The following is a 26,060-nucleotide window of genomic DNA, read 5'->3' on the forward strand; positions in this document are numbered from 1 at the left end:
ACTTGTCGTATATTAAGGTTGCATGACCTTCGAGCATCGATTTTTAAAGGAATTTTTCGCATTATGGAACACGACGTTATCGATACTCTGGTTTCACCGGAAGGCCGCCTGGACGTGCTCTCCAAGACTGAAGTCAACAAACTGCTCGACACCAGCCAGGGCGGCCTGTACAACACTTTCCGCCGCTGCGCGCTGGCGGTCTTGAATTGCGGCAGCACCATCGACGATGGCCGCGCCCTGCTGGAGCGCTACCAGTCGTTTGAAATCTCCATCATCCAGCGCGAGCGCGGCATCAAGCTCGACATCAAGGGTGCGCCAGCCATCGCCTTTGTCGACGGCAAGATGATCAAGGGCATCCACGAGCACCTGTTTGCGGTGTTGCGCGACATCATCTTCGTCAGCGATGAAGTGACGGGCAACCCGAAATTCGACTTGCAGAGCACGGAAGGCGTGACGGACGCCGTCTTCCACATCCTGCGCAACGCCAACGTGCTGCAAACCCAGCTCAACCCGAATCTGGTCGTTTGCTGGGGTGGCCACTCGATCAACCGCGCCGAATACAATTATTCGAAGGAAGTGGGCTACCAGCTGGGCTTGCGCGGCCTCGACATCTGCACCGGTTGCGGCCCGGGCGCCATGAAGGGCCCCATGAAGGGCGCCACCATCGGTCACGCCAAGCAGCGCCTGCACAATGGCCGTTACCTGGGCATCACCGAGCCGGGCATCATCGCCGCCGAGTCGCCGAACCCCATCGTCAATGACCTGGTCATCATGCCGGACATCGAAAAACGCCTGGAAGCGTTCGTGCGCGCCGGCCACGGCATCGTCGTGTTCCCTGGCGGCGCGGGCACGGCCGAAGAGATTTTGTATATCCTCGGCATCCTGCTGCACCCGGATAATGCGGAGATTCCCTTCCCGCTGATCTTCACGGGGCCAGAAACGTCGCGCGAGTATTTCGTGCAGATCAACCAGTTCATCCACGACACCCTGGGCCCGGAAGCACAGCAGCGTTATAAAATCATCATCGACGACCCGGAACTGGTGGCGCGCGAGATGCTCGAAGGCATACGCCAGGTGCGCGAATTCCGCAAGGCGCACAGCGATGCGTATTACTTCAATTGGCTCTTGAAGATCGACCACGAATTCCAGAAGCCGTTCCACCCCACGCATGAAAACATGCGCAACCTGAGCCTGCACAAGAACCAGCCCACGCACTTGCTGGCGGCCCAGCTGCGCCGCGCGTTTTCCGGCGTGGTGGCGGGCAACGTCAAGGATGACGGCATCCGCTCAATCGAAGAGCACGGCAACTTCGAGATCCACGGCGACAAATCCATCGCCGGCCCGATGGATGCGCTGCTCGCCTCGTTCGTGGCGCAGCACCGCATGAAACTGGCAGGCACGGCATACGTGCCTTGCTACACCGTCGTCCAGTAATTTTTCAGCCCGCACCGCCCGCCCTCTGCGTTTGCCGGGGACGGGCGGCGCTTTTCCATTGATGCTCCCATCGTGTTCCTTCGCCGCCACAGGCAATCAAATCGCTTGCATCATCGATTCGTGGGTGCTATCTTTGGAACCGGTTCCAAAATAAAAATATGCAGGTCAACAGGTAGTGGAGAACAAGCTTGGATTCAGTACGCGGCAGCAAAAAAACCCTCTCCGGCGCGCCGGCACGGCCCGTGACCATTGCCCAGGTGGCGCGCGAGGCGGGCGTGTCGAAGACGAGCGTGTCGCGCTTTCTCGGCGGCGAGCTCGATGCCCTGTCCGAGAATATCCGCCAGCAGATCACCAGCACCATCGCGCGCCTCGGCTACCAGCCGAACCAGATGGCGCGCGGCCTCAAGCGGGGACGCACGCGCCTGATCGGCATGGTAGTGGCAGACATGCTCAATCCTTACACGGTGGCCGTGCTGCAAGGCGTGGAGGCGGCTTGCCAGCAGCATGGCTATACCTTGATCTTGTGTAATACCGGGAATGACGAACAGCGCGAACGCCAGTCGCTTGCCGCGCTGCGCTCGTACAGCGTGGAAGGGCTGATCGTCAACACGCAGGGACGCAATATCGAGTCGTCCGACTTGCAGCAGGCGGGCATGCCTATCGTGCTGGTCGATCGCCGCATCGAGGGCGCCGATTTCGATCTGGTGGGCCTGGACAATGTGCAGGCGGGCCGGCTGGCCACCGCGCACCTGATCGAGCAGGGTTTCGACGCCATCGCCTTTATCGCGCCGCCCTTGACGGGCGTCAGTTCGCGCCTGATGCGCGCCGACGGTTTCCAGTCCGTGATGGCCGAGCATCCCGGTTGCGTGGGCGAAGTGCTGGCGGTGGACCTGGACGACCGGCCTTCCATCGACGCGCAGGTGCGGCAATGCCTGGCGCAGTGGCGCGGCCGCCGCGTGGCGCTGCTGGCCTCGAACGGCATGGTCGCGCTGGAACTGGCGCTGATGCTGCAACGCCTGGCCTTGCGCATGCCGCAGGACGTGGGCTTGTTGGGCTTTGACGAATTGCCATGGTCGCCGCTGGCGGGCCTGAGCACGATCGAGCAGCAGACCTATGAAATCGGCTTTTCGGCGATGACGTGCATGCTGTCGCGCCTGCAGGGCGAGCAATGCCCGCCGCGCGAAGTGCTGTTGCCGGGCAAGCTGATCGTGCGCAATTCCACCCGGGGCGGAGACTGACGGGGAAGAGGGCGTCGCCCTTTTTTTTGGAAAAGTTATGGAACCGGTTTCATAGATTGTATTCACACTGGAAAGGGGCGTGGATAGTCAAGCGTAGTAAAGGTGGAAAACGGCAAGAGACGAAATAAATCGTCCATTTGACAATATTCCCGGAAGCGCCTCGACGAGGCCGGTACCGGGATCACAGGAGACTGAAGCATGAAGATGACGACACTGTTTTACGCAAAAATCGTGGCTTGCGCGCTGGCAGCAACGTGCGCCCTGGGCGCGGCGGCCGACGCCGGCGCTCAGACGCTTGGCGACCTGATCAAGAAGGGCAAGCTGACCATTGGCGTGGTCAGCGGCACGCCGCCGTTTGGCAGCATCGACGCCAAGGGCGTGCCCGTCGGCTATGACGTCGACGTGGCCAACCTGATCGGTAAATACCTGAACCTGCCCGTGGAAGTGGTGCCCCTGACGGCGCCGTCGCGCGTGCCGTCGCTGGAATCGGGCAAGGTCGACTTCCTCGTGGCGACCCTGGCGCCCACGCCGGAACGGGCCAAGACCCTGATGTTCACCATGCCCTACAGCGCGTTCGAACTGGCCATCGTCGCGCCGGTCGGCGGCAAATTCAAGGCCCTGGCCGACCTGAAGGGCAAGAAGGTGGGCGTGACGCGCGGCACCACGAATGACACGGCGCTGAGCCGCATGGCGCCGGCCGGCACCAGCATCGTGCGTTTCGAGGATGACGCCACCGTCACCCAGGCTTTGCTCAGCAAGCAGGTCGACGCCGTCTCGATCCCCAGCACGATGGCGCTCGACATCATCAAGACGCGCGGCGCCGGCAAGATCGAGGTGCGCTTCGCCTATTCGCTGCAGCCGAACTCGATGGCCGTCCGCCGCGGCGACTTCGAGCTGCACCAGTGGCTTAACAACTTCATCTACTACGTCAAGCTGAACGGCGAACTCGACGCCATCGCGCGCAAGTGGAGCGGCGCGCCGCTGCCAGTGCTGCCGACCTTCTGATACCGCCACCCGCAGAGCGATAGTGCTTGTCCGCACGGCGCGCCGCCATGGTGGCGCGGCCGGGGATGCGCACGTAGAAAGGAGTTGAGTATGCCGTATGAATTTCATTTTGAACTCGTCATGCAATCGCTGGACCGCCTGTTGTGGGGCGCGGCGCTGACGATACGCCTGAGCGCCTTATCGATGGTGCTGGGGCTGGCGGTGGGCGTGTGCGCCGCCGTCATCCTGAAGAACGGTCCCGCCTATGCCCGCGCGGCGGTGCGCGCGTATGTCGAAGTGATCCGCAGCACGCCGTTCCTGGTGCAGCTGTTCATCATCTACTTTGGCTTGCCGTCGCTGGGCCTGCAGCTTGACGCCAACGGTGCCGCGCTCGTCGCCATGACGGTCAACCTCGGTGCTTATGCTGCCGAGATCGTGCGCGCCGGTATCGGCGCCGTGCATCCCTCGCAGCTGGAAGCGGCCCAAGCTCTGGGCATGACGCGCTGGCAGGTGATGCGCCACGTGGTGCTGCTGCCGGCGCTGGAAAAAGTGTATCCGGCGCTGGCCAGCCAGTTCACCTTGATGATGCTGGCATCGAGCGTGGTGTCGGCCATTTCCGCCGAAGAGCTGACGGCCGCCGCGCACCTGCTCGACTCGGAAACCTTCCGCAGCTTCGAGATCTACATCGTCGTGATGGTGCTGTACATCCTGCTGGCCCTGCTGTTCCGCTTCAGCTTCTGGGTGCTGGGCCAGATCGTCTTCAAACGCCGCCGCCGTCTGGGCGCGGCGCGCATGGGAGCATGACATGATCAGTGATTTTTCCTGGGATAACCTGCAATTTCTGCTCGAGGCCACGCGCTGGACCATCGGCCTGTCGCTGATCGTCTTCATCACGGGCGGCATCGCCGGCTTCGCGGTGGCGCTGCTGCGCACGGCGCGCAGCCCGGTACTGCGTAGCATCAGCGCCCTGTACATCCAGCTGGTCCAGGGCACACCGGTGCTGATCGTGCTGTTTTTGAGCTATTACGGCCTGGCCCTGTTTGGCTACAAGCTGTCGCCGATCATCGCGGCCGGCGCGGCGATGACGATCTTTGCCAGCGCCTACCTGGGCGAGATCTGGCGCGGCTGCATCGAAGGCGTGCAGCGGCAGCAGTGGGAAGCATCGGCCGCGCTGGCGCTGAACCGCTACCAGCAGCTGCGCTACGTCATCCTGCCGCAGGCGCTGCGCCATTCGCTGCCGCCGACCGTGGGCTTCATGGTGCAGATCATCAAGAACACGTCGATCACCTCGATCATCGGCGTGGTGGAACTGACGCGGGCAGGGCAACTGGTCAGCAATGCGACCTTCCTGCCTTTCATCGTCTTCCCCATCGTCGCCCTGATCTACTTCGCGATGTGCTATCCGCTGTCGCGCTACAGCCATTCACTGGAAAGGAAATTCCATGCCCATCGTTGACATCGACAATATCAGCAAGAGCTTCGGCGCCAATCACGTGCTCAAGGGCGTGTCGTTCGCCGTCGAACGGGGCCAGGTGATCGCCGTGATCGGCCGCAGCGGCTCCGGCAAGAGCACCATGCTGCGCTGTATCAACGGCCTGGAAACCATCGACAGCGGCAGCATCGTCGTGGCCGGCCATACGCTGACGGCGCGCCAGGAACACCTGCTCGACTTGCGCAAGGACGTCGGCATGGTCTTCCAGAGCTACAACCTGTTCCCCCACCTGACCGTGGAAGAAAACGTCATGCTGGCGCCGCGCATCGTCAAGAAGGTGCCCGATGCCCAGGGCCGCGCCACGGCGCTGCGCGTGCTCAAGCAGGTGGGCCTGGACCACAAGCGCGAAGCCTATCCCGAGCAGCTGTCGGGTGGCCAGCAGCAGCGCGTGGCGATCGCCCGCTCGCTGGCGATGGAACCGCAGGTGATGCTGTTCGACGAAGTGACGTCGGCGCTCGACCCGGAACTGACGCAGGAAGTGCTGAAGGTGATGGAAGAGCTGGCGCAGGCGGGCATGACGATGCTCTTGGTGACGCACGAGATGGAGTTCGCGCGGCGCATGGCCGACGTCACCGTCTTCATGCACCAGGGATTGGTGTGGGAAAGCGGGCCGTCGGAAGCCTTTTTCAGCAATCCGCAAACGCCTGAAGCGCGCCAGTTCGTCGGCGCGGGAGCGATCAAATGAGCCCCGTCCTGGTGGCGGCGTCGGCCTATGGCGCAAGCAGGGTAAGGCAGCTGGGGCAAAGCCATTTCATCGACGTGGTGGCCGATGCGGGCGGTGCCGGCATCGAAATCCGCCGCGAATTGTTCACCTCCGACTTGCCGGATCTGGCGCACATGGGTGCTGCGGTGGCCGCGCGCGGCCTGTACTGCGTGTATTCCACGCCCATCGAATTGTGGGGCGCGGACGGATTGCTGCGGCACGCACTGCTGCAGCAGATGCTGGACGAGGCGGCGCGCCTGGGCGCGCGCTACCTGAAGGTGTCGCTGGGCCATTACCCCGCCGCGCCGGACTTGCCGGCCTTGAAGGCCCAGCTGGCGGCGGCACCCGTGGCGCTGCTGGTGGAAAACGACCAGACGGCCCATGGCGGCAAGCTTGCGCCGATGGCGCGCTTCCTGGTGGCGGCGCGCGAGCTCGGACTGCCGGTGGGGCTGACCTTCGACATCGGCAACTGGCGCTGGGTGGGCGAGGATGCGCAGCAGGCGGCGCGCCTGCTGGCGCCGTACGTGAGTTATGTGCACTGCAAAGCTGTCGCGGATGACGGCGGGCGGCTGTCCGCCTGCGCCGTCTCCGAAGCCGATCCGGCCTGGCGCGCCGTCTTCGCGCACTTTGCGCCGGGCGTGCAGCGGGCCATCGAATTCCCGCTCGAGGGCGCCGACCTGGTGGCCGAAACGGGCCGCTACATTCAGATACTGGAGGCAGCATGATGAAGCTCGACGTTGTTACCTACGGCGAGGCGATGGCGATGTTTGTTGCCGAGCAAACGGGCGACTTGGCGGCCGTGGCGCATTTCACCCGCCGCCTGGCCGGCGCCGAGACGAATGTCGCCATCGGCCTGGCGCGCCTGGGCTTGAAAGTCGGCTGGCTGAGCCGGGTGGGCGACGACTCGTTCGGCCGCTTCATCCGTGCCAGCGTGCAGGCCGAGGGCGTCGATTGCAGCCGGGTCGTCGCCGTGGCCGGCCAGTCCAGCGGTTTCCTGCTCAAGGAAAAGGCCGAGAACGGCGCCGATCCGCTGGTCGAATACTTCCGCAAGGGTTCCGCCGCCAGCCGGCTGGCGCCCGAGCACTTCGACCCCACCTATTTCCTGTCCGCGCGCCACCTGCACGCCACGGGCGTGGCCGCGGCGCTGTCCGAGACCAGCCTGGCGTTCGCCGGCCAGGCGCTCGACTTCATGCGCGCGAATGGCCGCAGCGTGTCGTTCGATCCGAACCTGCGGCCCTCGCTGTGGCCGTCGCAAGCGGTCATGGTCGAACAGATCAACCGCCTCGCCGCCAAGGCCGACTGGGTGCTGCCCGGCCTGGGGGAAGGAAAAATTCTCACCGGCCACGACCTGCCGCACGACGTCGCCGGCTTTTATTTGCAGCAGGGCGCGCGGCTGGTGGTCGTCAAGCTGGGCGCCGAGGGCGCCTATTACCGCACGGCCGATGGCGACAGCGGCATGGTGGCGGGCGAGCGCGTGGCCAACGTAGTCGACACGGTGGGCGCCGGAGACGGCTTCGCTGCTGGCCTGGTCAGCGCCTTGCTGGAGGGCTTGCCGCTGGCACAGGCAGTAGGGCGCGGCAACCGGGTCGGCGCCTTCGCCATCCAGGTGGCGGGCGACATGGAAGGCTTGCCGACCCGCGCCCAGCTCGACGCGCTGGGCTAATCTCGAACCGAACAGGGGAAAACTCGTGAAAAAACATGTGGTTGTCTATAAAAAGCTGGCCGAGCCGCTGCTGGCGCGCTTGCGCTCCGAATGCGAGGTGACGTATTTCGAGGCGATCGATGCGGGCAACCGCGCCGCATTCGCCGCCGCCATCCGCGGCGCGCACGGCTTGCTGGGCGCCAGCGTGCGCCTGGACCGCGAACTGCTGGACCCGGCCGCCAACCTGCACATCATTTCCACCATTTCCGTGGGCGTCGACCAGTTCGACGTCGATTACCTGCGCGAACGGGGCATCTTGCTGGCCAATACGCCGGACGTGCTGACGGAAACGACAGCCGACACGATCTTCGCGCTGATCCTCGCCAGCGCGCGAAGGGTCGTCGAACTGGCCGAATTCGTCAAGGCCGGACGCTGGACGCGCAGCGTGGGCGAAAGCCAGTACGGCGTCAATGTGCACGGTAAAACCATCGGCATGCTGGGCATGGGCCGCATCGGCCGCGCCGTCGCCCGCCGCGCCGCGCTGGGCTTCGGCATGCAGGTGCTGTACGTGAACGGCGAGGCGGTTCCCGAGGAGGAAGCGGCGCTGGGCGCGCGCCAGGTGGCGCTTGACGACTTGCTGGCCGGTTCCGATTTCGTCTGCGTCGTGCTGCCGCTGACGGCGCAGACGGAACGCATGATGGGCCGGCGCGAGTTCGCGCTGATGCGCCCCGGCGCCATCTTCATCAACGGTTCGCGCGGGCGCATCGTCGACGAGGCGGCGCTGATCGAGGCGCTGCAGCAGGGCGCCATCCACGGCGCCGGTCTCGACGTGTTCGAGCGCGAACCGCTGGCGCCGGACAATCCGCTGCCGCACATGGCCAACGTGGTGGCGCTGCCGCATATCGGCTCGGCCACGCACGAAACGCGCTACGCCATGGCGCAGCAAGCGGTGGACAACCTGCTGGCCGGCCTGCGGGGCGAGCGTCCGCGCCATCTGGTGAACTAAGTGCAGCATCCACAGACAGGGAAAGAGATGAAGAAGAAGGTAGTAGGGGCAATGATCATTGGCGCCGGCAGTGGCCTGTGTTACGCGCAGTCGAACGTGGCCGTGTACGGCATCATGGACATGGGTGTCGTGTCCGAGAGCGGTGGCCTAGGGGGCAGGGTGCTCAAGGTGACCAGCGGCATCGCCAACGGCTCGCGGCTCGGTTTCAAGGGCAGCGAAGACCTGGGCGGCGGCATGACGGCGCTGTTTACGATGGATGCGGGCATCCTGGCCGACACGGGCGCTTCGGCCCAGGGCGGCCTGCTGTTCGGACGGCAGGCCTTCGCAGGCCTCGCCGGCGCGGCGGGCACCTTGCGCCTGGGCCGCCAGTACACGTTCATCGATAGCAGCCTGGGGGCGCTGGACCCGTTTTACCTGGGTTTTGCGGGCAGGATGAGCAACGTCTTCACGGCCGGCTACATCAGCCGCGTCGACAACAGCATCACCTACAGCTCGCCCGTGCGCGGGGGACTCTCCGGCGAACTGGCGTACGGCTTCGGCGAAGTGCCCGGCGATGCGTCGGCCAAACGCTACGCGGGCGCGGCGGCCACCTATGCCAGCGGGCCGCTGTATGTGCGCATGGCGCACCAGGACGCCAATACGCTGTCGACCGCGCTGGTGGCAGGCAGGGCGCGCAACACGGTGCTGGGCGCCACCTGGGACTTCGGCGTGGTCAAGGCGCATGGCGCGGTCGCCGTCAGCAAGAGCACGGCGGGCGCCGCCACGACGGTCGACAGCGCGGACCTGATGCTGGGCGCCACCATCCCGGTGGGCCCGCACCGCGTCCTGTTCTCGTACGTGCGGCGCGACGACCGGCGCGCCGCCAACGGCGACGCTTCCCAGGTCGGCATCGGCTACACCTATGCACTGTCGAAACGCAGCACCTTGTATGCGGCCTACGCGCATATCGACAACCGCAACGGCGCCGCCTATGTGGTGGGCAACGCCACCGACAACGGCAGCGGCAACCAGGCCTGGAACCTCGGCCTGCGCCACACTTTTTAAGGGGAGAATCGAATGAAAAAAATCGGATGGATACTGGTCGGCGCCAGCACCGTGGCGCGCGAATGGATGGTCGACGCAATCGGCCAGCAGGGCGACGCGGAAGTGCTGGCCGTGGTCAGCCGGGACGCGGCGCGTGGCGCCGCCTTTGCCGAGCAGTTCGGCATCGCCGCCAGCTACACGGACCTCGATGCGGCGCTCGCGCATCCGGGTGCGGATGCCGTGTACATCAGCACCACCAACGAATGGCATATGGCGCAGACCTTGCAGGCGGCGCGCGCCGGCAAGCACGTGCTGTGCGAAAAGCCGCTGGCGCTGAACCTGGACGACGCCCGCCGCATGGTGGACGGCTGCGCCGAAGCGGGCGTGGTGCTGGGGATTAATCACCACCTGCGCAACGCGGCCAGCCACGGCAAGGTGCGCGAACTGATACGCGCCGGCGAGATTGGCCAGCCCCTGTATGGCCGCGTGCTGCACGCGAATAACCTGCCGCAGCACCTGCGCGGCTGGCGCCTGGACGCGCCGGAGTCGGGCGGCGTCACGCTCGACATGTTCGTGCACGATGTCGACACCCTGCGCTTCCTGCTCGACTCGGAGCCGCGCCATGTCACCGCCTGCGCCACCAGCGGCGGCATGACGGTGGCCGGGCTGGAAGAGGGTCTGATGGCCGTCATCGAATTCGACAACGGCACGCTGGTGCAGGTGCATGACGCGTTCAACGCGCCGTATTCGCTGTCCGGCGTGGAAATCATCGGCACCAAGGGCACCATCTTCGCCACCGGCGTGATGACGCAGCGCCCCGTCGGCACCATCAGCCTGACGCGCGAGGGCGGCAGCATCGATATCCCCGTCGAGCATGAAAACCTGTACGTGCGCTCGGTGCGCGCCTTCCAGCGCGCCATGCGCGGCGAAGGGCAGCCGGCCGCCACGGGCGACGACGGCATGCGCGCGCTGGCCACGGCGCTGGCGGCGCAGCAGGCCAGCCGCAGCCACCAGCGCGTGACCCTGGCCGGCTGACGGCAGGCCGCATAAGAAAAAAAAGCCGCCTGATCGCAAAATCAGGCGGCTTTTTTTACCATGAAGCATCGAACGCCTGAAAAATCGTAGCGAGCGGATGGGAGTTGCGGCTAAGAAGCGCAACTGTGCTATAGCACAGTGAGCATCGCAGGCCGCAAATCGCGACGCGCAGTAGATTTTTCAGGTGTTCATCATTCTTCGCGGCGCAGGTGGGGGAACAGCAGGACGTCGCGGATGTTCGGCGAATCCGTGATGATCATCATCAGGCGGTCGATGCCGATGCCGCAGCCACCGGCTGGCGGCATGCCGTATTCCAGCGCGCGGATGTAGTCGGCGTCGTAGAACATTGCCTCTTCATCGCCGGCATCCTTGGCGGCCACTTGCGCCAGGAAGCGGGCCGACTGGTCTTCCGCATCGTTCAATTCGGAGAAGCCGTTGGCGATTTCGCGGCCCACCATGAACAATTCAAAACGTTCGGTGATGCCGGCCACCGTGTCGGAAGCGCGCGCCAGCGGCGACACTTCGACTGGATAGTCGATGATGTAGGTCGGTTCCCACAGCTGCGCTTCAGCCGTTTCTTCGAACAGCGCCAGTTGCAGCGCGCCCAGGCCGGCCGTGGCGAACGGCTTGACGCCGAACTTCTTCAGCTCTTCCTTGATGAATTCCGCATCATTCAACTGCTCCGGCGTGTAGCCCGGCGCGTATTTGTTGATCGCTTCGACGATGGTCAGGCGGTGGAACGGTTTTGCCAGGTCCAGCTCGCGGCCGCCGTAGGTCAGGGTGGCGGTGCCGTGCGCGTCGATGGCGGCCTGGCGGATGACGGCTTCCGTAAAATCCATCAGCCATTTGTAGTCGGTGTAGGCCGCGTAGAATTCCATCATCGTAAATTCTGGATTGTGACGGATCGACACGCCTTCGTTGCGGAAGTTGCGGTTGATCTCGAACACGCGGTCAAAGCCGCCCACGACCAGGCGCTTCAGGTACAGCTCGGGCGCGATACGCAGATACATTTCCATGTCGAGCGCATTGTGGTGCGTGACGAATGGCTTGGCCGCCGCGCCGCCGGGGATCGTGTGCAGCATCGGCGTTTCCACTTCCATGAATTCGTTCTTTTCCATGAAGCGGCGGATCGACGAGATGGCGGCGGTACGCGCCTTGAAGGTGCGGCGCGTCTCTTCGTTCATGATCAGGTCGACGTAGCGCTGGCGGTACTTCGTTTCCTGGTCGGCCAGGCCGTGGAATTTGTCCGGCAGCGGGCGCAGCGACTTGGTGATCAAACGCAGTTGCGTGACCTTGATGGTCAGTTCGTCCGTCTTGGTCTTGAACAGCGTGCCCGTTACGCCCAGGATATCGCCCAGATCATAGTGGTGCAGGGCGGCCATGGCCGCTTCGCCGGTGAGGTCCAGGGTGGCGTAGATCTGGATGCGGCCGTCGGCTTTCGGGCCGGAAGCGTCTTGCAGGGTGGCGAAAGCGGCTTTCTTGCCCGCTTCGCGCTTGAGCATCATGCGGCCGGCCAGCACCACGGTGACAGGTTCGGCTTCCAGCTCTTCGCGCGTCTTGCTGCCGTATTGCGCGTGCAGATCGGCCGCCTTGTGCTCGGGGCGGAAATCGTTCGGGAAGGCGATGCCTTGTTCGCGCAGTGCTGCCAGCTTGACGCGGCGCTCGGCGATGATCTTGTTTTCATCGGGGGCGGCGGCTTGTTCTTGGATATCCGTAGTCATGGTGTTCTTCGTTGGTGATTATTGATGATGTGGCGCCAGCGCTGGCGCCACGCTGGCAAACAGTGCGTCGACGTCGAGTGCGGAGAAATCCGGCACGATGGCAATGACGTTGTCGAAGGCGGCAAACGCTTCGGCAGGCAGGGTGGTGGTGAGCACCACGACGCGCATGCCGGCACGGCGCGCCGCTTCCACGCCCAGGGGCGCGTCCTCAAAGACGATGCAGTCATGCGGCAACGCGCCGGCCAGCAGCGCGCCTTTCAGGAAAACGTCCGGGTGCGGCTTGCCCCGTTCCACGTCGGCTGCGCCGACGATGGCGTCGAAGCGGTGGCGCAGGTCCAGGCCGTCGAGCGTGAACGCGATGTTCTCGGCCGGTGCGGCCGTGCCCACCACCAGCCCGACGCCGGCCTGGCGCGCGCTGGCGATCAGCTGGTCGAAACCGGCAACTGTCGCCAAGTGCGGGCCATACAGTTCGCGGTAGACGACTTCCTTTTCAGCCAGCAGGGTGACGTGGTCGGCATCCTCGCCCAGGTACTTGGCGATGATTTCATGTCCTTGCCGTCCTGCCGTGTCGCGGAAAAAGGCGTCCGCGTCCAGCGCATGGCCGTGGCGTTCAAAGAACGCCAGCCACGATGCCGTGTGGAAGGCCATGTTGTCGACGATCGTGCCATCCATGTCGAACAGGAAGGCGCGCTGCGTCAATGCCGGAGCGGATGCGTTCATCCTTATACGCCTTGCTTGAGCGAGGCGGAAATGAACTCGTCGATGTCGCCATCGAGCACGCCCTTGGTATTGCCCGTCTCGAAACCGGTGCGCAAGTCCTTGATGCGGGACTGGTCCAGCACGTAGGAGCGGATCTGGTGACCCCAGCCCACGTCCGTTTTCGAGTCTTCCAGCTTTTGCTGTTCGCTCATGCGCTTGCGCAGTTCATGTTCGTACAGTTTCGCTTTCAGCATTTCCATCGCTTCGGCGCGGTTGCGGTGCTGCGAACGGTCGTTCTGGCACTGCACCACGATACCGGTCGGCGCATGGGTCATGCGGACGGCGGAGTCGGTCTTGTTGATGTGCTGACCACCGGCGCCTGACGCGCGGTAGGTATCGACGCGGATATCGGCCGGGTTGACGTCGATCTCGATCGAATCGTCGACTTCCGGATACACGAACAGCGACGTAAACGAGGTATGGCGGCCGTTGGCCGAGTCGAATGGCGACTTGCGCACCAGGCGGTGCACGCCCGTTTCCGTGCGCAGGAAGCCGTAGGCGTGATCGCCCTCGACCTTCAGGGTGGCCGTCTTGATGCCGGCGACCTCGCCGTCCGACTGTTCCAGGATTTCGACCTTGAAGCCCTTGCGTTCGCAATAGCGCAGGTACTGACGCAGCAGCATCGAGGCCCAGTCCTGGGCTTCCGTACCGCCGGCGCCGGCCTGGATGTCGATGAAGCAGTTGTTCGGGTCCATCGGATTGTTGAACATCCGGCGGAATTCCATGCTTTCGATGACCTTGCGGATTTCCTGCACGTCCTGCTCGATCGCTTCGAGCGTATCGTCGTCGCCTTCTTCGCGGGCCATGTCGAACAGGTCGCGGGTGTCGCGCAGGTCGGCATCGGCCTTGGCCAGGGTGAAGACGATGGCTTCCAGCGCCTTCTTCTCCTTACCGAGGTCCTGGGCGCGCTTGGGATCGTTCCAGACGGTGGGGTCTTCCAGTTCTTCGTTGACTTGCTCTAGTTTCTCCGACTTGACAGTGAAGTCAAAGATACCTCCGAAGTTCGGCTTCGCGGACCGTCAGGTCGTTGAGCAGGGCGGAGATGATATTGATGCGTTCGGCTTCCATAATGTTCTGGTCTTCTATGGTGAAATCAAACCTTGAATTATACGCGAGCGCGGCGCGTTTCCGCTGCCGCCGCGGCGCAATTGCTGCTGCACGGGGCAATAAAATGACGATTTTGCTGTATTTACGACAATATTTTTGCCTTGATAGGGGCTGCCGTGCTGCGTATGATGCTGGCGATATTGTCTTTCCACAGGAATACATCATGTTTCAATTTCCCCGTCTTGCCCTGTTACCGCTGCTGCTGGCCGGCTGCGGCGCCTTGCCGCCCGCCGCCACGGGACCCGTCCGCGCGCCATCGGCCGCGCCGGCCGGCAGCAGCGCCACCCTGGCCCTGCTGGAGACGACGGACTTGCACGCGAATGTGCTCAGTTATGATTACTACAAGCTGCAGGCGGAGCCGTCGATCGGCCTGGAACGCACGGCGGCGCTGATCGCCCAGGCGCGCGCGCAGTATCCGAACAACCTTTTGCTCGACAACGGCGACACCATCCAGGGCACGGCGCTGGCCGACTACCAGGCATTGGTAAAACCGCTGGCCTGCGACCAGACCCTGGCCATCTACAAGGCCATGAATTTGCTGAAAGTGGATGGCGGCGGCATCGGCAACCACGAATTCAACTACGGCCTGGCGTTTTTGAGCCAGGTGACGGGCAACCAGTTTGACGTCGACAGCGTCGACGCCAGCAAGCCGCGCTGCGCCGGCCCCGCGTTCCCGCAAGTGCTGGCCAACGTCTACAGCGTCAAGACGGGCAAGCCCCTGTTTGCGCCGTACCACATCATAGCCAAGCAGATCACGGCTACCGGCCCCGATGGCAGGGCAATCACCTCCACCGTGAAGGTCGGCATCATCAGCTTTGCGCCGCCGACCATCATGGCCTGGGACAAGCGCTGGCTGGAAGGCCGCGTCTACACGCAGGGCGTGCGCGAGACGGCGGAAAAATTCATCCCCGAGATGCGCGCCAAAGGCGCCGAACTGGTGGTGGCGATCTCGCACGGCGGCTTAGATGACAGTCCGTATTCGCCGAGCATGGAAAACGGTAATTACTACCTGTCGCAAGTGCCGGGCGTGGACGCCATGCTGATCGGCCACTCGCACCAGCTGTTCCCGAACGCCGCCAGCACGGTGCCGCAGTTTAATTTGCCCGGCGTCGACAAGGCCCGTGGCCTGGTCAATGGCGTGCCGACCGTGATGGCCAACTTGTGGGGCAAGCACCTGGGTGTGATCGGCCTCTCCCTGCGCCATGACGGCAAGCGGTGGGTGGTCGACAAGAGCGCCACCACGGTGGAAGCGCGCGGCATCCAGAACGCGGACAAGAGTTACGTGCAGCCTGACCCGGCGATCGCCAGGCTGGTTGCGGAAGAACACGCGGCGACGATCGCCTACGTGCAGACGCCGGTCGGCGCCACCGACTTCCGCATGTCGACGTATTTCGCCGATGTGGGCGATGTCAGCGCCATCGAAGTGGTGAACCAGGCGCAGTCGGCCTACCTGGCCGCGTATGTGAAGGCAAACCTGCCGCAGTTTGCGCACTTGCCCGTGCTGTCGATGTCGTCGCCGTTCAAGAGCGGCTCGGCCGGCGTGTCCGACTACACGGACGTCAAGGCGGGCAATGTGGCGCTGAATAACGCGGCTGATCTGTATTTGTATCCAAACGCCCTGTACGGCGTGAAGATGAATGGCGCGGAACTGAAAGCCTGGCTGGAACAGTCGGCGCAGCGTTTCAATACCCTCGACCCGCACAAGCTGGAAGCGCAGGAACTGGTCAACACGGCCCATCCGAGCTACAACTTCGATGCGATCACCAGCGCCGACGTGCGCTACCAGATCGACGTCACGCAAAAGCCCGGCCAGCGCATCCAGGGGCTGACGTACAAGGGCAAGCCGGTGGACGCCAGCCAGGAATTCTTGATCGCGACAAATAACTACCGCGCCAGCGGCGGCGGCAATTTCCCCGGCCTCGATGGCAGCAAGACGGTGGTGGCCTCGCCCGACAACAACCGCGAACTCCTGATCGCTTACGTGACCAAGGAAAAAAACCTGACGCGCGCGAAAAACGGCTCGGCGCGCAGCTGGCGCTTTGCCAAGGTGGCCACGAAAGGCCCCGTGGTGTTCCATTCCGCGCCGAACGTGATCGATCTGGCCAAGGCGGCCGGCATCGACAACGTCACGCAGCTGAAGCTTGATGATGGCGCGGGCAAAGGCTTTGCCCTGTACCAGCTCGATTTGTCGAAATGATGCTGGCAAACTTGCTGCTGGCCGCTGCCCTGGCGTCGCCCGTTGTGGCGGCGTCCGATGCCACGGCCCAGGCCAAGGTCTTGATGCGCGCCGGTGGGGCGAGCCAGCCGCAGGCACGCGCCCTGTTCGAGCAGGCGGCGGGGCAGGGTGGCGGGCCCGCCGCGTATTACCTGGGCTTGATGTTCAAGAACGGCATGGGCGGCCCGCAGGATGGCGCCGCCGCGCTGCGCTGGCTGGAACTGGCCGCGCAACGCGGCGTGGCGCCGGCCATGTTCATCGTCGCGAACATGCTGCTCGATAGCGACGAAGCCAGGGCACGCTACTGGCTCGACGCTGCCTGCGACCAGAACTACCCGGAAGCGCTGCAGCAGAAATCCGTGGCCCTGGCCGAAGGTCGGATGGGTTATGCGCACAACGAGGAGCAGTCCTTCCTGTACCTGAAGATGGCCACGCACGCGATGGGGCACAGGGCCGCAGAGCCGTGATTGCCCTCCTGGTCAGGTCCGCAGGCTGTTCGCCGCCTCGGCAATGGCCAGCGGGTTGCGCGACAGCAGGGCGGCAGCCAGGTCCAACAGGCCTGCCGCTGCCTTGACGGCCGCGTGCGTGTGCTCGATGTCTGCCACTGTTTTCCTGCCTTGTTCGATGGCCGTGTTCACATTGGCCAATGCCTGCTGCGCGCCCTGGTTGATCAGGTAGATGCCATGGGCGCGGAAAAAGGACACCATCTGGTCCAGGTGGCTTTCATATTGCTTGAGATCATGCAGCACGGCTGCCGGTGTTGGCGGCGTGCGGTCTGTCAGCGCGATGCGCAGCTCCAGTACCTGGTTCGAGGCCTGTGCCAGCTTGTCGGCGATTTCCGTGGTTTGTTTTTCATCGAGTGCGATAGCGTTGCCCATGTCAGACTCCTACCAGGGGGATGGTGAATAATTGGCGGCCTGCTTTTGCAGGGTATCGACTTGCTTGGCAAATATGTCCAGTTGACGCTCCAATGCCGGGTCTTTCATGGACTTGGCGCGCAAGGTGCTGAGACTGTTCTGCAATTCGGTCATGGCGGCAATATAGGCGTCGATGACCTTGCCACGCTCTTGCAGTTGCCGCCCGTCCAGGTAGAGCTTGGCCTTCAGATAGTTGCTGGCAACGGGTTCCCTGGCGGCGGCATTGTCGAGCGAGCGATTCAGGGAGGCCAGCGTCAGGCCCTCGTCGTGCAGATTGGCCTGGTAGTTTTGCTGCGCATATTTTTTCAGCGCATTGCTGATGATATAAATATCTTCTTCGCGCGCCAGCAGTTCGTTGATCCCCGACTGCTGTCGTTGCTGCGTGACGATCTGGCTGATCAGCGTGCTCAGGCGCGTGACTTTGTCCAGTTGGCCGGCGTCGAGCACCGGCGTCATGCCATGGGACTGCTGCAGTGCGTCCAGCGAACCGCCAAGGGCGCCGATCTCGTCCTTGTAGTTCGCCAGCTTGTCGTTTGCCAGCGCGGCAAGGACTTCCGCGTAGCGTTTCAATACATCGTTCAGTTCGGCTGTACCGGCCAATTGCGTCGCGTAGGCCTGGCAGCGCCGGATCAGGTCCTGTTCCGTTTCCTGCGCAAGGTAGGGGCGGTCGGTGATGATGCTGTTGCGCCGTACATTATTGGTGCAACTGTTCATGGAGTGCGTCAGCATGGGTTTGAATACTTCCGTTATCGCCACCGTCTGTCCCGCGAACTTGTCGACCGGCGTGAAGTTCTTGCAGGCGCTACTCATGCCGCCGATCAGCAGGCAGGCGCAGATGGTTGTCATGGGCTGGCGCATAGGGTCTCCATGGTAAGGATGGGGTTGCCGCCATGGCCGGTTGACCCTGGTTCTGTGACCATATCAGCATTGCATCGCCATACTTTTGACATAGATCAGACACCTGCACTGTGTCCATGTGCAGCAGCTGTGTCAATTTGCGACATATTTTCCTTACAAAAGACTGACATCGGGCCAGCAATTGTGTCTTTTCTGCATGTTGCGACGCGTCATATGTAGTTGTTGCTGGTGCATGTTTACTCACCTACAATGATTTATCGATGGGGCGGTTATCCAGCGTACGACTATAAAAATAAGTGGCATTAAAAACGTTGTATCAGAGGAGATGACAATGAATTTGAAACAGAAATTGCTCGTGGCAAGTTTGGTTTTGGGTTTCTCGCAGGCGGCGGTCGCAGCCGACCCCATCAAGATTGGCGTGTCCGGACCGTTTACGGGCGGATCCGCGCCGATGGGCGTGTCGATGCGCGACGGCGTCAAGCTGGCCGTGGCGGAAATCAATGCCAAGGGTGGCGTGCTAGGCCGTTCCCTGCTACTGATCGAGCGCGACGACGAAGCGAAGAATGAACGCGGCGTGCAGATCGCCCAGGAGCTGATCAACAAGGAAAAGGTCGCCGCCACCGTCGGTTATATCAACACGGGCGTGGCCCTGGCGTCGCAGCGTTTCTACCAGGAAGCGAAAATTCCCGTCATGAACAATGTGGCGACGGGTTCCATCGTCACCAAGCAATTTGCCGACCAGCCGGAAAACTACATTTTCCGCAATGCGGCCAATGACACCATCCAGTCCGGCATGATCGTGCATGAGGCGATCGAGAACCGCAAGTTCAAGAAAGTGGCGATCCTGGCCGACTCCACCAACTATGGCCAGCTGGGCCGTGAAGACCTGGAAAAGGCGCTCGACAAGAAGGGCATCAAGCCCGTCGTCGTGGAAAAATACAACATCAAGGACGTCGACATGACGGCCCAGCTGCTGAAAGCCAAGCAGGCGGGGGCGGAAGTCGTGCTGACCTACGGCATCGGCCCGGAACTGGCGCAGATCGCCAACGGCATGGAAAAACTGGGCTGGAAAGTACCGCTGATCGGCAGCTGGACCCTGGCCATGGGCAACTTCATCGACAACGCGGGCAAGAACGGCAATGGCACGCGCATGCCGCAAACCTTCATCCAGGATGCCAGCACGCCGAAGCGCAAGGCCTTCATCGACGCCTACGTGGCCGCCTACAAGCCATCGGGCGGACGCATGCCATCGGCCGTCTCGGCCGCGCAAGGCTACGATTCCATCTACCTGCTGGCCGCGGCCATCACGCAGGCTGGCGGCACGGATGGTCCGAAAGTGCGCGCCGCGCTGGAAAACCTGAACGAGAAGGTGGAGGGCGCTGTCACCACCTACAACAAGCCATTCAGCAAAACCAACCATGAGGCGATCACGGCCGACCTGACAGTCTTCGGTGAAGTCAAGGACGGCAAAGTCGTCCTCGCGAAATAAGCCTGGCAGACAGTCGCCGCGCAGTGGCCAGCCTTGAGGAATCAGGACTGGCCATTTTTTCATCTTTCGTCTTCCGGGGAATACCATGGAAATCTTCCTGCAGCTCGTCTTCAGCGGCGTCGCGCTGGGCATGATCTATGCCGTCATCGCTTTCGGCTACCAGCTGACCTTTGCCACTTCCGGCACCCTCAATTTCGGCCAGGGCGAATCCCTGATGCTGGGCGCGCTCGTGGGCCTTTCCCTGGTGGGCACCATTCACGGCGGCCCGTACATGAGCTATCTGCTGATGATTCCCATCGTCATCGTCTTTGGCGCCTTGCAGGGCGTGTTCGTCGAATGGATAGGCGTGCGGCCCGCCATCAAGATCAAGTCCGAATTCGGCTGGATCATGTCGACCATCGCGCTGGCCATCATTTTCAAGAACGTGGCGGAAAACATCTGGGGCAAGGATGACCTGATGTTCCCGTCGCCGCTGTCGGCCGCGCCGTTCCAGGTGTTTGGCGCCAATGTGCAGCAGATGCAGGTGGCCGTCATCGTCGGCGCGCTGGCCATCATGCTGGCCGTCGAAGTGTTCAACCGCAAATCGATCTACGGTAAGGCCGTCGTGGCGACAGCCAACGACCGCGACGCGGCCGGTTTGATGGGCATCAACACGGGCATGGTCATCACGTTTTCCTACGCGCTGTCGTCGGCCACGGCCGCCTTTGCCGGCGTGCTGGTGGCGCCGCTGACACTGACGGGGGCTACCATGGGCGCCTCGCTGGGCTTGAAAGCGTTTGCCGTGGCCATCATCGGCGGCCTGACGTCGGGCGTGGGCGCCATCGTCGGCGGCCTGATCCTGGGCATCGCCGAGACCACCACCGGCTACTACATCTCCACCGGCTACAAGGAAGTGCCAGGCCTGCTGCTGTTGCTGCTGGTGCTGGCCGTCAAGCCGTCCGGCCTGTTCGGCAAAGCCGCGATCAAGAAAGTCTGAGGACGACATGAACAAGAAAATCACCATGCTGGCATTGAGCGCGGCGGGCCTGGCCGTGCTCGCGCTGTTCCCCATCGTCATCCCGAATCCCTACTATATTCACCTGGCCGAGACCATTCTGATCTACGCCATCCTGCTGTTCGGCCTCGATATCGTCGTCGGCTACACGGGGCAGGTGTCGCTGGGCCATGCGGGCCTGTTCGGCATCGGCTCGTACGCCACGGGCGTGCTGGTGTTCAAGCTGGGCGCGCCGTTCTGGCTGGCCATCCCCGCCAGTATCCTGGGCGCGGCCGTGTTTGGCGCCATCCTGGCCTTGCCGGCCCTGCGCGTGACGGGGCCCTACCTGGCCATGGTGACCCTGGCCTTCGGCACCATCGTGCAAATCCTGATCAATGAAATGAGCTTCCTGACGGAAGGGCCGATGGGCATCAAGATCCACAAGCCCGTGCTGTTCGGCCACAAACTGACGGAAGTGGAGTACTACTACATGGTCGCCGCGCTGCTGGTGATCTCGCTGGTGGTGGTGCACCGCATCCTGAAATCGAACCTGGGCCGCGCGTTCGAGGCCTTGCGCGACAGCCCCATCGCCTCGGACTGCATGGGCGTGTCCGTGTACCGCTATAAAGTCTACGCCTTCGTCATCAGCGCCGGTTTCGCGGGCCTGGCCGGCAGTCTGTATGCGTATTCGGAAGAATACATCTCGCCCAATACCTACAACTTCGAGCTGACGATCCTGTTCCTGCTGGCCGTCATCATGGGCGGACGCAAGACGCGTTCGGGCGCGCTGATCGGTGCCATGATCGTCGTCATGCTGCCCAGCCTCTTGTCGGACATCGAATTGTTCCGCAAGATCGCCGTGGCCGCCGCCGTGCTGGGCGTGATCGGCTCCGCCTTCATGCTGGCGAAGAAACGCTCCACCGTGCGCGGCGTGCTCGTGCCCCTGGTGGCCACCATCGGCCTGGCCGCGTATTCGTACAAGCTGGAAAACATGGTCGACTGGCGTCTGACCATTTTCGGCCTGATGACCTTATTTGTCGTGTACTACCTGCAGGACGGCATCGTCGGCTTTTTGATGAGCTTTATCGGCAAGGGCCGGCGCCATGTGGAAGCCGTCGCATCGCACGGCGTGGCGCCATTCGACCACGCCCAGGGCGGGCAGCAGGGCGCGACCCTGCTGCGCGTGGAGCAGGCCCTGATGCAGTTCGGCGGCCTGAAAGCGCTGAACCAGGTGGACTTGAACGTCACCCAAGGCTCCGTGCACGGCTTGATCGGGCCGAATGGCTCGGGCAAGAGCACGATGATGAACGTGCTGACGGGGATCTACAAGCCGACGGCGGGCAAGGTGGAATTTGCCGGCGCCGTGATTTCCGGCCGCACGCCGTCCGAGATCGCGCTGGGCGGCGTGGCGCGCACCTTCCAGAACGTGCAGCTGTTCGGCGAGATGACGGCGACGGAAAACGTGCTGGTGGGCCTGCACAACACCTTCAAGTCGAATGTGCTGGACGTGATGCTGCACACGCCCCGCTACAAGCGCGAAGAGGCTGCCGCGCGCGAGCGGGCCGCCAGCATCCTCGAATTCGTCGGCCTGGCGGACCTGGCCAACGAAGAGGCACGCAATCTGCCGTATGGCAAGCAGCGGCTGCTGGAAATCGGCCGCGCGCTGGGCCTCAACCCGCGTTTGCTGCTGCTCGATGAACCGGCCGCAGGCCTGACGGCGCCCGACATCAAGGAGCTGATGGCCATCATCCGCAAGATCCGCGAACATGGCATCACCATCATCCTGATCGAGCACCACATGGATGTGGTGATGGCCCTGTCGGACGTGGTGACGGTGCTGGACTTCGGCCAGAAGATCGCCGAAGGCGCACCCGCGCTTGTCCAGAGCGACCCGAAGGTGATCGAAGCCTACCTGGGCGGCAGCGCCGAAACCTTGGCGCCAGCGGCGCACTGAGAGGAAAACCATGCTGACCATTAGCAATCTGCACGCCGCCTACGGCAAAGTCGAAGTCTTGCACGGCATTTCGCTCGACGTCCCGAAGGGCAAGCTGGTGACCCTGATCGGCTCGAACGGGGCCGGCAAGACCACCACCATGCGCGCCATTTCCGGCATGCTGAAACCCAAATCCGGCACCGTCACCCTGGGTGGCAAGGATGTCACGGGCCTCGATTCGCACCGCATCGCCCGCGCCGGCCTGGCCCATTCGCCGGAAGGCCGGAGGGTGTTCGCCTCGATGTCGGTGACGGACAACCTGCTGCTGGGCGCCTTCCCCCGCTTTACGCGGGCGCGCCCGAAAGGCGACATCAAGGGCGACCTGGACAAGGCGCTGGAACTGTTTCCCCGCCTGAAGGAGCGGCGCGACCAGCTGGCCGGCACCTTGTCGGGCGGCGAGCAGCAAATGCTGGCCATGGCCCGCGCCGTGATGCTGAACCCGGAAGTGATCCTGCTGGACGAACCGTCGATGGGCCTGGCGCCTATCCTGGTGGAAGAAGTCTTCCGCATCATCACGCGATTGAAGGCCGAAGGCGTGACCATGCTGCTGGTCGAGCAATTCGCCGCCGCCGCCCTGAACGTGGCCGATTACGGCTACGTGCTGGAAAACGGCAGCATTTCCGTGCATGGGCCGGCGGAGAGCCTGAAAAATGATCCGAAGGTGATTGCGGCCTACCTGGGTGGCGGGCACTGAGCAAACATCTCTTCGAACCGCGCATCGCGTGCATGCAGCAGCAGCACGCAATGCATGGACGGGGAGGGTTCAAAAAACAGGCTGTAGCCGTCGCCGAAAATGCCGGGACCTGCCACCGTGTGGGTCCAGCGTACGGTGGCGGCGGCCTTGGTGATGCGCGTATAGGTAACCGTCCTGCGGTCGGCGCCGGTATCGTCGATATCATACTGCGCCTCGAACGGCGCCAGTGTGCGCGCGCTTTTCAGCTGTTGGGTGGCCAGGCGCCGCGCCAAGGTGCGCCAAAGCCATTCCCACGGCCGCTGCTGCCAGCTGATCACGCGCGGCACCAGCACCAGCAACGCAAAAATCAGGCCGAAAAAAACCAGGCAAACGAGGTCCAGCCGAACGCCGTGCACCAGCAAGCCGCCGCGCATGGCAAAAGCCAGTGCCGTCACCAGGCCGATCACGCTGCTCCACACCATCACGGCGTGGATCCGGGGCGCACGCGCGAACGCCTGCTGCATCTGCCGTTCGCTGGCCTGCAATCGCTGCTCGACGCCGCCGCGCACCCGGTTCGCCAGCAGCCTGGCGTGGAAGGCCGCTTCCAGTTCGGGCGCCATGCGTTCCAGGGCGTCCGCAGTGATGAGCGTGCGCAGTCGTAGAGTAGGGGTATCGGGCTTGTTTTGCATGCGAAGTCAGTTGGCTATCAGTGAATGGCTGCCATGTTAACCGATAGACATCGCCTTTGCGCACACCGTCCGCCGCAGGCGGGAATATACAGGTTGAAATAAGCAAGCTGGCTTTGGCTTGTCAAATCCTCTACGCTGCGCGCTCCCTCACGTGGTGTAGAGCAGCTCTTATACGCAGCAACTTCAGGTATCGCCCCCTTGTTTATTGCTGCTCTCCGGCGTGGCCTGCGCCGATGATGGCGCGCTGCAAAAAGTCGAAGTGCCCGCCCCAGTGGCAATCCCGGCTGCGCCCGGAACTGGCGTGGGGACTCGATGAAGCCTAAACATTATTTCGGCAAGAGCGGCGTGGCCAGCGTTTCGGCGTTCGCGCGTCGCATCAGCGATGCCACCATGCGGTAGCTGACTCTACAAAAACGTTGTCTGGATCACCAGTCCGTTCAACAACGGCGTGATCCAAGTGTGCGGTAGATAGCATGACGGCGACGCCGGGCAGCCTGTCGCTGCCGCACGGTCTGTAGAGTCAGTGCCCGGTGGGTTTTTCCTGCTGCACCAGAATGAACGGGCTGACGACGACGGCCCACAGGGACGCGTCGGCGGCTTGCCAGTCCAGCGCCTGCTGGTCCGACACCTTTGCCAGCTGGCCATCGGCCATCCATTGCGCGATGCTGGCCTTGTCGTCGTGCGAGATGCGCACAGCCACTTCGACCAGGTCCAGCGTATTGGCGACCCAGACGACGTTGCCCTGGGCGAAGTGCTTTTCCAGCTCGCTCCAGGCCAGGCGGGCCGTTTCGCTGTTGACTTTGAGGCGCAGTTCGGTGTCTTTTTCGGGATTGGTTTGCATACGAGATCAGGTTGCGGTGAATCGGGTGCCATTGCGCGCTTGCGTAGGCTTACAGGGCTTCCACGTGCGGCATCGGCGTACCCCGCCATGTTAACCGATAGGCGGCGCCTTTGCGAACATTGCCCACGAGGGCAGGGCGGAAGCAGGCCAGGTTGGTGCCGCCCGCCAGCCGGGTGCTGGGGAAGATGATGCCCATGGAGCCGGCTTCGAGCAGGATGGCGGCCAGGTCTTGCGAGGCGATGTAGCTGGCCGGGTCCAGGCAAGCCTGGTAGCGCTCCTGGCCGCGCAAGTCGTGGAAACTGGCGGAAAAATCGGCCAGCAGCGACTGGTAATTGACGCTGTCGTCGAAATAGTCGATTTCCTGGTATTCCACGGTTTTATGGAAAATGATCTCGGCCAGCGCCGTTTTCATGTCGAAGGCGCAGTACCAGGCGCCCCGTTCGCCATCGTTGAAACGCGCCCCTTCCGGGCGGGCATACGTGTAGGCGGCGTTGATGATGCGGAAGTGCGGCACGCCAAAAACCAGCTCGTCCACGCCAATTCCTGGCGCGCCGCCGTACTCGGCCACCAGGCGCGCATTCGTCGCGTTATCGAGTTCGAACAGCTCGCGCAGGTGCGCGTCGTCCTCGGCCAGGGGCGCCAGCACGGAGTCTTCCATGTCGGCGAAGCGCGACGGGATCAGGCGGCACGTGTCGATCTGGCGCAAGGCGGCCAGCGGCGGCAGGTGTTCATTCGGGACGGCAGGCACGATCACAGTCCTCCGCGGCGCGCGTCGAGCAGCTTGCGCACCGTCTGCATGGCCAGCAAGCCGCCGGCCAGCATCTGCGACAGGGGCGTGCGGCCGCCGAAGATGGGGTTCTTGTTGGGCAAACTGACCCATTCGTCGGCCAGCTTGTCGCCATACAGGATGTGCAAGGCTTTATAAATGCCCAGCAAATAGGAAATGCGCGTGATGCGGTCCACTTCCAGCACGCGGTCCGGGTGCTTCTTCCACTCGTACCAGGCGCTGCTGGACAGGCCGCCCAGCAATTCGCGCGCATCGTCGTCGCGCAGTTTCCAGGCGGCGGCCAGCTTGAAAAAACCCTTCAGGGCCGCCTGCGACAATCGCTCGCGCTCGTCCTTGGCATTCAGGTCGACGAGCACGGCCGGTTCGAAGCGGCTTTTCGGGTAGGCGTAGGCGAGATTCATGGCATGTCCTTCGATAAAACTCTGTTTATGGACTATTTATACTCCTTTTTAGGATTCGTTGCAACGGCCGCGCGCATGCG

The 26,060-nt window shown here is 63.2% G+C and carries 27 protein-coding genes; 17 read left to right on the forward strand and 10 right to left on the reverse strand.

All coding sequences use genetic code 11. The features are described 5' to 3' along the window. Positions 1-63: 63 nt before the first annotated feature. The 11 genes from ppnN (at position 64) to SJI03_RS16485 (ending at position 10,557) form a co-directional block, all read left to right on the forward strand. Complete coding sequence (gene ppnN / locus SJI03_RS16435; protein ID WP_035819612.1) at positions 64-1,434, forward strand: nucleotide 5'-monophosphate nucleosidase PpnN; 1,371 nt, start codon at positions 64-66, stop codon at positions 1,432-1,434. 188 nt (positions 1,435-1,622) lie between these two features. Further along, on the forward strand, positions 1,623-2,672 hold the full coding sequence (locus SJI03_RS16440) for a LacI family DNA-binding transcriptional regulator (RefSeq protein ID WP_322427908.1): 1,050 nt from the start codon (positions 1,623-1,625) through the stop codon (positions 2,670-2,672). 198 nt (positions 2,673-2,870) lie between these two features. Further along, positions 2,871-3,677 carry a transporter substrate-binding domain-containing protein gene (locus SJI03_RS16445; RefSeq protein ID WP_322427909.1) on the forward strand — a complete coding sequence of 269 codons (807 nt, stop codon included), beginning with the start codon at positions 2,871-2,873 and terminating at the stop codon, positions 3,675-3,677. Positions 3,678-3,767: 90 nt separating this feature from the next. After that, positions 3,768-4,460: an amino acid ABC transporter permease gene (locus SJI03_RS16450; protein ID WP_099377482.1), complete on the forward strand. Its 693-nt coding sequence runs from the start codon at positions 3,768-3,770 to the stop codon at positions 4,458-4,460. Between the two features lies 1 nt (position 4,461). Further along, complete coding sequence (locus tag SJI03_RS16455; RefSeq protein WP_099377481.1) at positions 4,462-5,112, forward strand: amino acid ABC transporter permease; 651 nt, start codon at positions 4,462-4,464, stop codon at positions 5,110-5,112. After that, positions 5,099-5,833, forward strand: a complete 735-nt coding sequence (locus tag SJI03_RS16460; protein WP_035819604.1) for an amino acid ABC transporter ATP-binding protein — start codon at positions 5,099-5,101, stop codon at positions 5,831-5,833. The genes SJI03_RS16455 and SJI03_RS16460 overlap by 14 nt, the downstream gene beginning before the upstream one ends. Further along, complete coding sequence (locus SJI03_RS16465) at positions 5,830-6,576, forward strand: sugar phosphate isomerase/epimerase family protein (protein WP_322427910.1); 747 nt, start codon at positions 5,830-5,832, stop codon at positions 6,574-6,576. The genes SJI03_RS16460 and SJI03_RS16465 overlap by 4 nt, the downstream gene beginning before the upstream one ends. After that, entirely contained in the window at positions 6,573-7,514 is a 942-nt protein-coding gene (locus SJI03_RS16470) for a sugar kinase (protein WP_322427911.1), read from the forward strand. The genes SJI03_RS16465 and SJI03_RS16470 overlap by 4 nt, the downstream gene beginning before the upstream one ends. Positions 7,515-7,539: 25 nt before the next feature. Then, entirely contained in the window at positions 7,540-8,499 is a 960-nt protein-coding gene (locus tag SJI03_RS16475) for a D-glycerate dehydrogenase (protein ID WP_322427912.1), read from the forward strand. A 27-nt stretch (positions 8,500-8,526) separates the two neighbouring features. Further along, positions 8,527-9,543, forward strand: a complete 1,017-nt coding sequence (locus SJI03_RS16480) for a porin (protein WP_322427913.1) — start codon at positions 8,527-8,529, stop codon at positions 9,541-9,543. Between the two features lie 12 nt (positions 9,544-9,555). After that, a complete protein-coding gene (locus tag SJI03_RS16485; protein WP_322427914.1) occupies positions 9,556-10,557 on the forward strand; it encodes a Gfo/Idh/MocA family oxidoreductase in 1,002 nt (333 codons plus the stop codon). 191 nt (positions 10,558-10,748) lie between these two features. On the opposite strand, the gene lysS is transcribed toward SJI03_RS16485, so the two are convergent. From lysS to SJI03_RS16505, 4 genes are all read right to left on the reverse strand, one after another. After that, positions 10,749-12,278, reverse strand: coding sequence for a lysine--tRNA ligase (gene lysS, locus SJI03_RS16490; RefSeq protein ID WP_322427915.1), 1,530 nt, complete (start codon positions 12,276-12,278; stop codon positions 10,749-10,751). 18 nt (positions 12,279-12,296) lie between these two features. Next, positions 12,297-12,998, reverse strand: a complete 702-nt coding sequence (locus tag SJI03_RS16495) for an HAD family phosphatase (protein ID WP_322427916.1) — start codon at positions 12,996-12,998, stop codon at positions 12,297-12,299. A 2-nt stretch (positions 12,999-13,000) separates the two neighbouring features. Then, positions 13,001-14,105, reverse strand: a protein-coding gene (gene prfB, locus SJI03_RS16500) for a peptide chain release factor 2 (RefSeq protein WP_138829122.1) whose coding sequence is annotated in 2 segments (ribosomal slippage) — positions 13,001-14,023 and positions 14,025-14,105 — 1,104 coding nt in all. Because the reading frame shifts where the segments join, the coding sequence is not laid out codon by codon here. Continuing rightward, entirely contained in the window at positions 14,022-14,309 is a 288-nt protein-coding gene (locus tag SJI03_RS16505; RefSeq protein WP_199534309.1) for a hypothetical protein, read from the reverse strand. The genes prfB and SJI03_RS16505 overlap by 84 nt, the downstream gene beginning before the upstream one ends. On the opposite strand from SJI03_RS16505, the gene SJI03_RS16510 reads away from it, so the two are divergent. Then, complete coding sequence (locus tag SJI03_RS16510; protein WP_322427917.1) at positions 14,308-16,341, forward strand: bifunctional 2',3'-cyclic-nucleotide 2'-phosphodiesterase/3'-nucleotidase; 2,034 nt, start codon at positions 14,308-14,310, stop codon at positions 16,339-16,341. The two genes, SJI03_RS16505 and SJI03_RS16510, sit on opposite strands and share 2 nt — an antisense overlap. Next, complete coding sequence (locus SJI03_RS16515) at positions 16,338-16,826, forward strand: hypothetical protein (RefSeq protein ID WP_322427918.1); 489 nt, start codon at positions 16,338-16,340, stop codon at positions 16,824-16,826. Before SJI03_RS16510 ends, SJI03_RS16515 begins: the two co-directional genes overlap by 4 nt. A gap of 12 nt (positions 16,827-16,838) precedes the next feature. Here the strand turns inward: SJI03_RS16515 and SJI03_RS16520 are convergent, their stop codons facing one another. After that, complete coding sequence (locus tag SJI03_RS16520; RefSeq protein WP_322427920.1) at positions 16,839-17,237, reverse strand: hypothetical protein; 399 nt, start codon at positions 17,235-17,237, stop codon at positions 16,839-16,841. Between the two features lie 9 nt (positions 17,238-17,246). Next, positions 17,247-18,122 (reverse strand): hypothetical protein, encoded by an 876-nt coding sequence (locus SJI03_RS16525; RefSeq protein ID WP_322427921.1) that lies wholly within the window; start codon positions 18,120-18,122, stop codon positions 17,247-17,249. Between the two features lie 343 nt (positions 18,123-18,465). Between SJI03_RS16525 and SJI03_RS16530 the strand changes: the two genes are divergently transcribed. The 4 genes from SJI03_RS16530 (at position 18,466) to SJI03_RS16545 (ending at position 23,283) form a co-directional block, all read left to right on the forward strand. Beyond that, positions 18,466-19,623, forward strand: coding sequence for an ABC transporter substrate-binding protein (locus tag SJI03_RS16530; RefSeq protein ID WP_046682990.1), 1,158 nt, complete (start codon positions 18,466-18,468; stop codon positions 19,621-19,623). Positions 19,624-19,708: 85 nt separating this feature from the next. Beyond that, positions 19,709-20,599, forward strand: a complete 891-nt coding sequence (locus tag SJI03_RS16535) for a branched-chain amino acid ABC transporter permease (RefSeq protein ID WP_099377468.1) — start codon at positions 19,709-19,711, stop codon at positions 20,597-20,599. 7 nt (positions 20,600-20,606) lie between these two features. Further along, the gene (locus SJI03_RS16540) at positions 20,607-22,550 is read left to right on the forward strand and encodes a branched-chain amino acid ABC transporter ATP-binding protein/permease (RefSeq protein ID WP_322427922.1); all 1,944 of its coding nucleotides are present in this window, start codon (positions 20,607-20,609) and stop codon (positions 22,548-22,550) included. A 10-nt stretch (positions 22,551-22,560) separates the two neighbouring features. Next, a complete protein-coding gene (locus tag SJI03_RS16545; protein ID WP_035819577.1) occupies positions 22,561-23,283 on the forward strand; it encodes an ABC transporter ATP-binding protein in 723 nt (240 codons plus the stop codon). Here the strand turns inward: SJI03_RS16545 and SJI03_RS16550 are convergent. The 4 genes from SJI03_RS16550 to SJI03_RS16565 form a co-directional block, all read right to left on the reverse strand. Continuing rightward, complete coding sequence (locus SJI03_RS16550; RefSeq protein ID WP_322427923.1) at positions 23,262-23,951, reverse strand: hypothetical protein; 690 nt, start codon at positions 23,949-23,951, stop codon at positions 23,262-23,264. The genes SJI03_RS16545 and SJI03_RS16550 overlap by 22 nt on opposite strands. A gap of 520 nt (positions 23,952-24,471) precedes the next feature. Then, the gene (locus tag SJI03_RS16555) at positions 24,472-24,792 is read right to left on the reverse strand and encodes a DUF2288 domain-containing protein (RefSeq protein WP_099377464.1); all 321 of its coding nucleotides are present in this window, start codon (positions 24,790-24,792) and stop codon (positions 24,472-24,474) included. A 49-nt stretch (positions 24,793-24,841) separates the two neighbouring features. Beyond that, positions 24,842-25,540 carry an RES family NAD+ phosphorylase gene (locus tag SJI03_RS16560; RefSeq protein ID WP_099377575.1) on the reverse strand — a complete coding sequence of 233 codons (699 nt, stop codon included), beginning with the start codon at positions 25,538-25,540 and terminating at the stop codon, positions 24,842-24,844. A 2-nt stretch (positions 25,541-25,542) separates the two neighbouring features. Beyond that, positions 25,543-25,980: an MbcA/ParS/Xre antitoxin family protein gene (locus SJI03_RS16565; RefSeq protein ID WP_322427924.1), complete on the reverse strand. Its 438-nt coding sequence runs from the start codon at positions 25,978-25,980 to the stop codon at positions 25,543-25,545. Between the last annotated feature and the right edge of the window lie 80 nt (positions 25,981-26,060).

Origin of the sequence: Janthinobacterium sp. GMG1 (genome assembly GCF_034427795.1) — a bacterium.
GTDB lineage: Bacteria > Pseudomonadota > Gammaproteobacteria > Burkholderiales > Burkholderiaceae_D > Janthinobacterium.

Bases quoted from the DNA above. Each gene is read 5' to 3' on its own strand.
- ppnN (WP_035819612.1), top strand. From the start codon at position 64: ATGGAACACGACGTTATCGATACTCTGGTTTCACCGGAAGGCCGCCTG.
- SJI03_RS16445 (WP_322427909.1), top strand. From the start codon at position 2,871: ATGAAGATGACGACACTGTTTTACGCAAAAATCGTGGCTTGCGCGCTG.
- SJI03_RS16450 (WP_099377482.1), top strand. From the start codon at position 3,768: ATGCCGTATGAATTTCATTTTGAACTCGTCATGCAATCGCTGGACCGC.
- SJI03_RS16455 (WP_099377481.1), top strand. From the start codon at position 4,462: ATGATCAGTGATTTTTCCTGGGATAACCTGCAATTTCTGCTCGAGGCC.
- SJI03_RS16460 (WP_035819604.1), top strand. From the start codon at position 5,099: ATGCCCATCGTTGACATCGACAATATCAGCAAGAGCTTCGGCGCCAAT.
- SJI03_RS16465 (WP_322427910.1), top strand. From the start codon at position 5,830: ATGAGCCCCGTCCTGGTGGCGGCGTCGGCCTATGGCGCAAGCAGGGTA.
- SJI03_RS16470 (WP_322427911.1), top strand. From the start codon at position 6,573: ATGATGAAGCTCGACGTTGTTACCTACGGCGAGGCGATGGCGATGTTT.
- SJI03_RS16480 (WP_322427913.1), top strand. From the start codon at position 8,527: ATGAAGAAGAAGGTAGTAGGGGCAATGATCATTGGCGCCGGCAGTGGC.
- SJI03_RS16485 (WP_322427914.1), top strand. From the start codon at position 9,556: ATGAAAAAAATCGGATGGATACTGGTCGGCGCCAGCACCGTGGCGCGC.
- lysS (WP_322427915.1), bottom strand. From the start codon at position 12,278: ATGACTACGGATATCCAAGAACAAGCCGCCGCCCCCGATGAAAACAAG.
- SJI03_RS16495 (WP_322427916.1), bottom strand. From the start codon at position 12,998: ATGAACGCATCCGCTCCGGCATTGACGCAGCGCGCCTTCCTGTTCGAC.
- SJI03_RS16510 (WP_322427917.1), top strand. From the start codon at position 14,308: ATGTTTCAATTTCCCCGTCTTGCCCTGTTACCGCTGCTGCTGGCCGGC.
- SJI03_RS16505 (WP_199534309.1), bottom strand. From the start codon at position 14,309: ATGATGTATTCCTGTGGAAAGACAATATCGCCAGCATCATACGCAGCA.
- SJI03_RS16515 (WP_322427918.1), top strand. From the start codon at position 16,338: ATGATGCTGGCAAACTTGCTGCTGGCCGCTGCCCTGGCGTCGCCCGTT.
- SJI03_RS16520 (WP_322427920.1), bottom strand. From the start codon at position 17,237: ATGGGCAACGCTATCGCACTCGATGAAAAACAAACCACGGAAATCGCC.
- SJI03_RS16525 (WP_322427921.1), bottom strand. From the start codon at position 18,122: ATGACAACCATCTGCGCCTGCCTGCTGATCGGCGGCATGAGTAGCGCC.
- SJI03_RS16530 (WP_046682990.1), top strand. From the start codon at position 18,466: ATGAATTTGAAACAGAAATTGCTCGTGGCAAGTTTGGTTTTGGGTTTC.
- SJI03_RS16535 (WP_099377468.1), top strand. From the start codon at position 19,709: ATGGAAATCTTCCTGCAGCTCGTCTTCAGCGGCGTCGCGCTGGGCATG.
- SJI03_RS16540 (WP_322427922.1), top strand. From the start codon at position 20,607: ATGAACAAGAAAATCACCATGCTGGCATTGAGCGCGGCGGGCCTGGCC.
- SJI03_RS16545 (WP_035819577.1), top strand. From the start codon at position 22,561: ATGCTGACCATTAGCAATCTGCACGCCGCCTACGGCAAAGTCGAAGTC.
- SJI03_RS16550 (WP_322427923.1), bottom strand. From the start codon at position 23,951: ATGCAAAACAAGCCCGATACCCCTACTCTACGACTGCGCACGCTCATC.
- SJI03_RS16555 (WP_099377464.1), bottom strand. From the start codon at position 24,792: ATGCAAACCAATCCCGAAAAAGACACCGAACTGCGCCTCAAAGTCAAC.
- SJI03_RS16565 (WP_322427924.1), bottom strand. From the start codon at position 25,980: ATGAATCTCGCCTACGCCTACCCGAAAAGCCGCTTCGAACCGGCCGTG.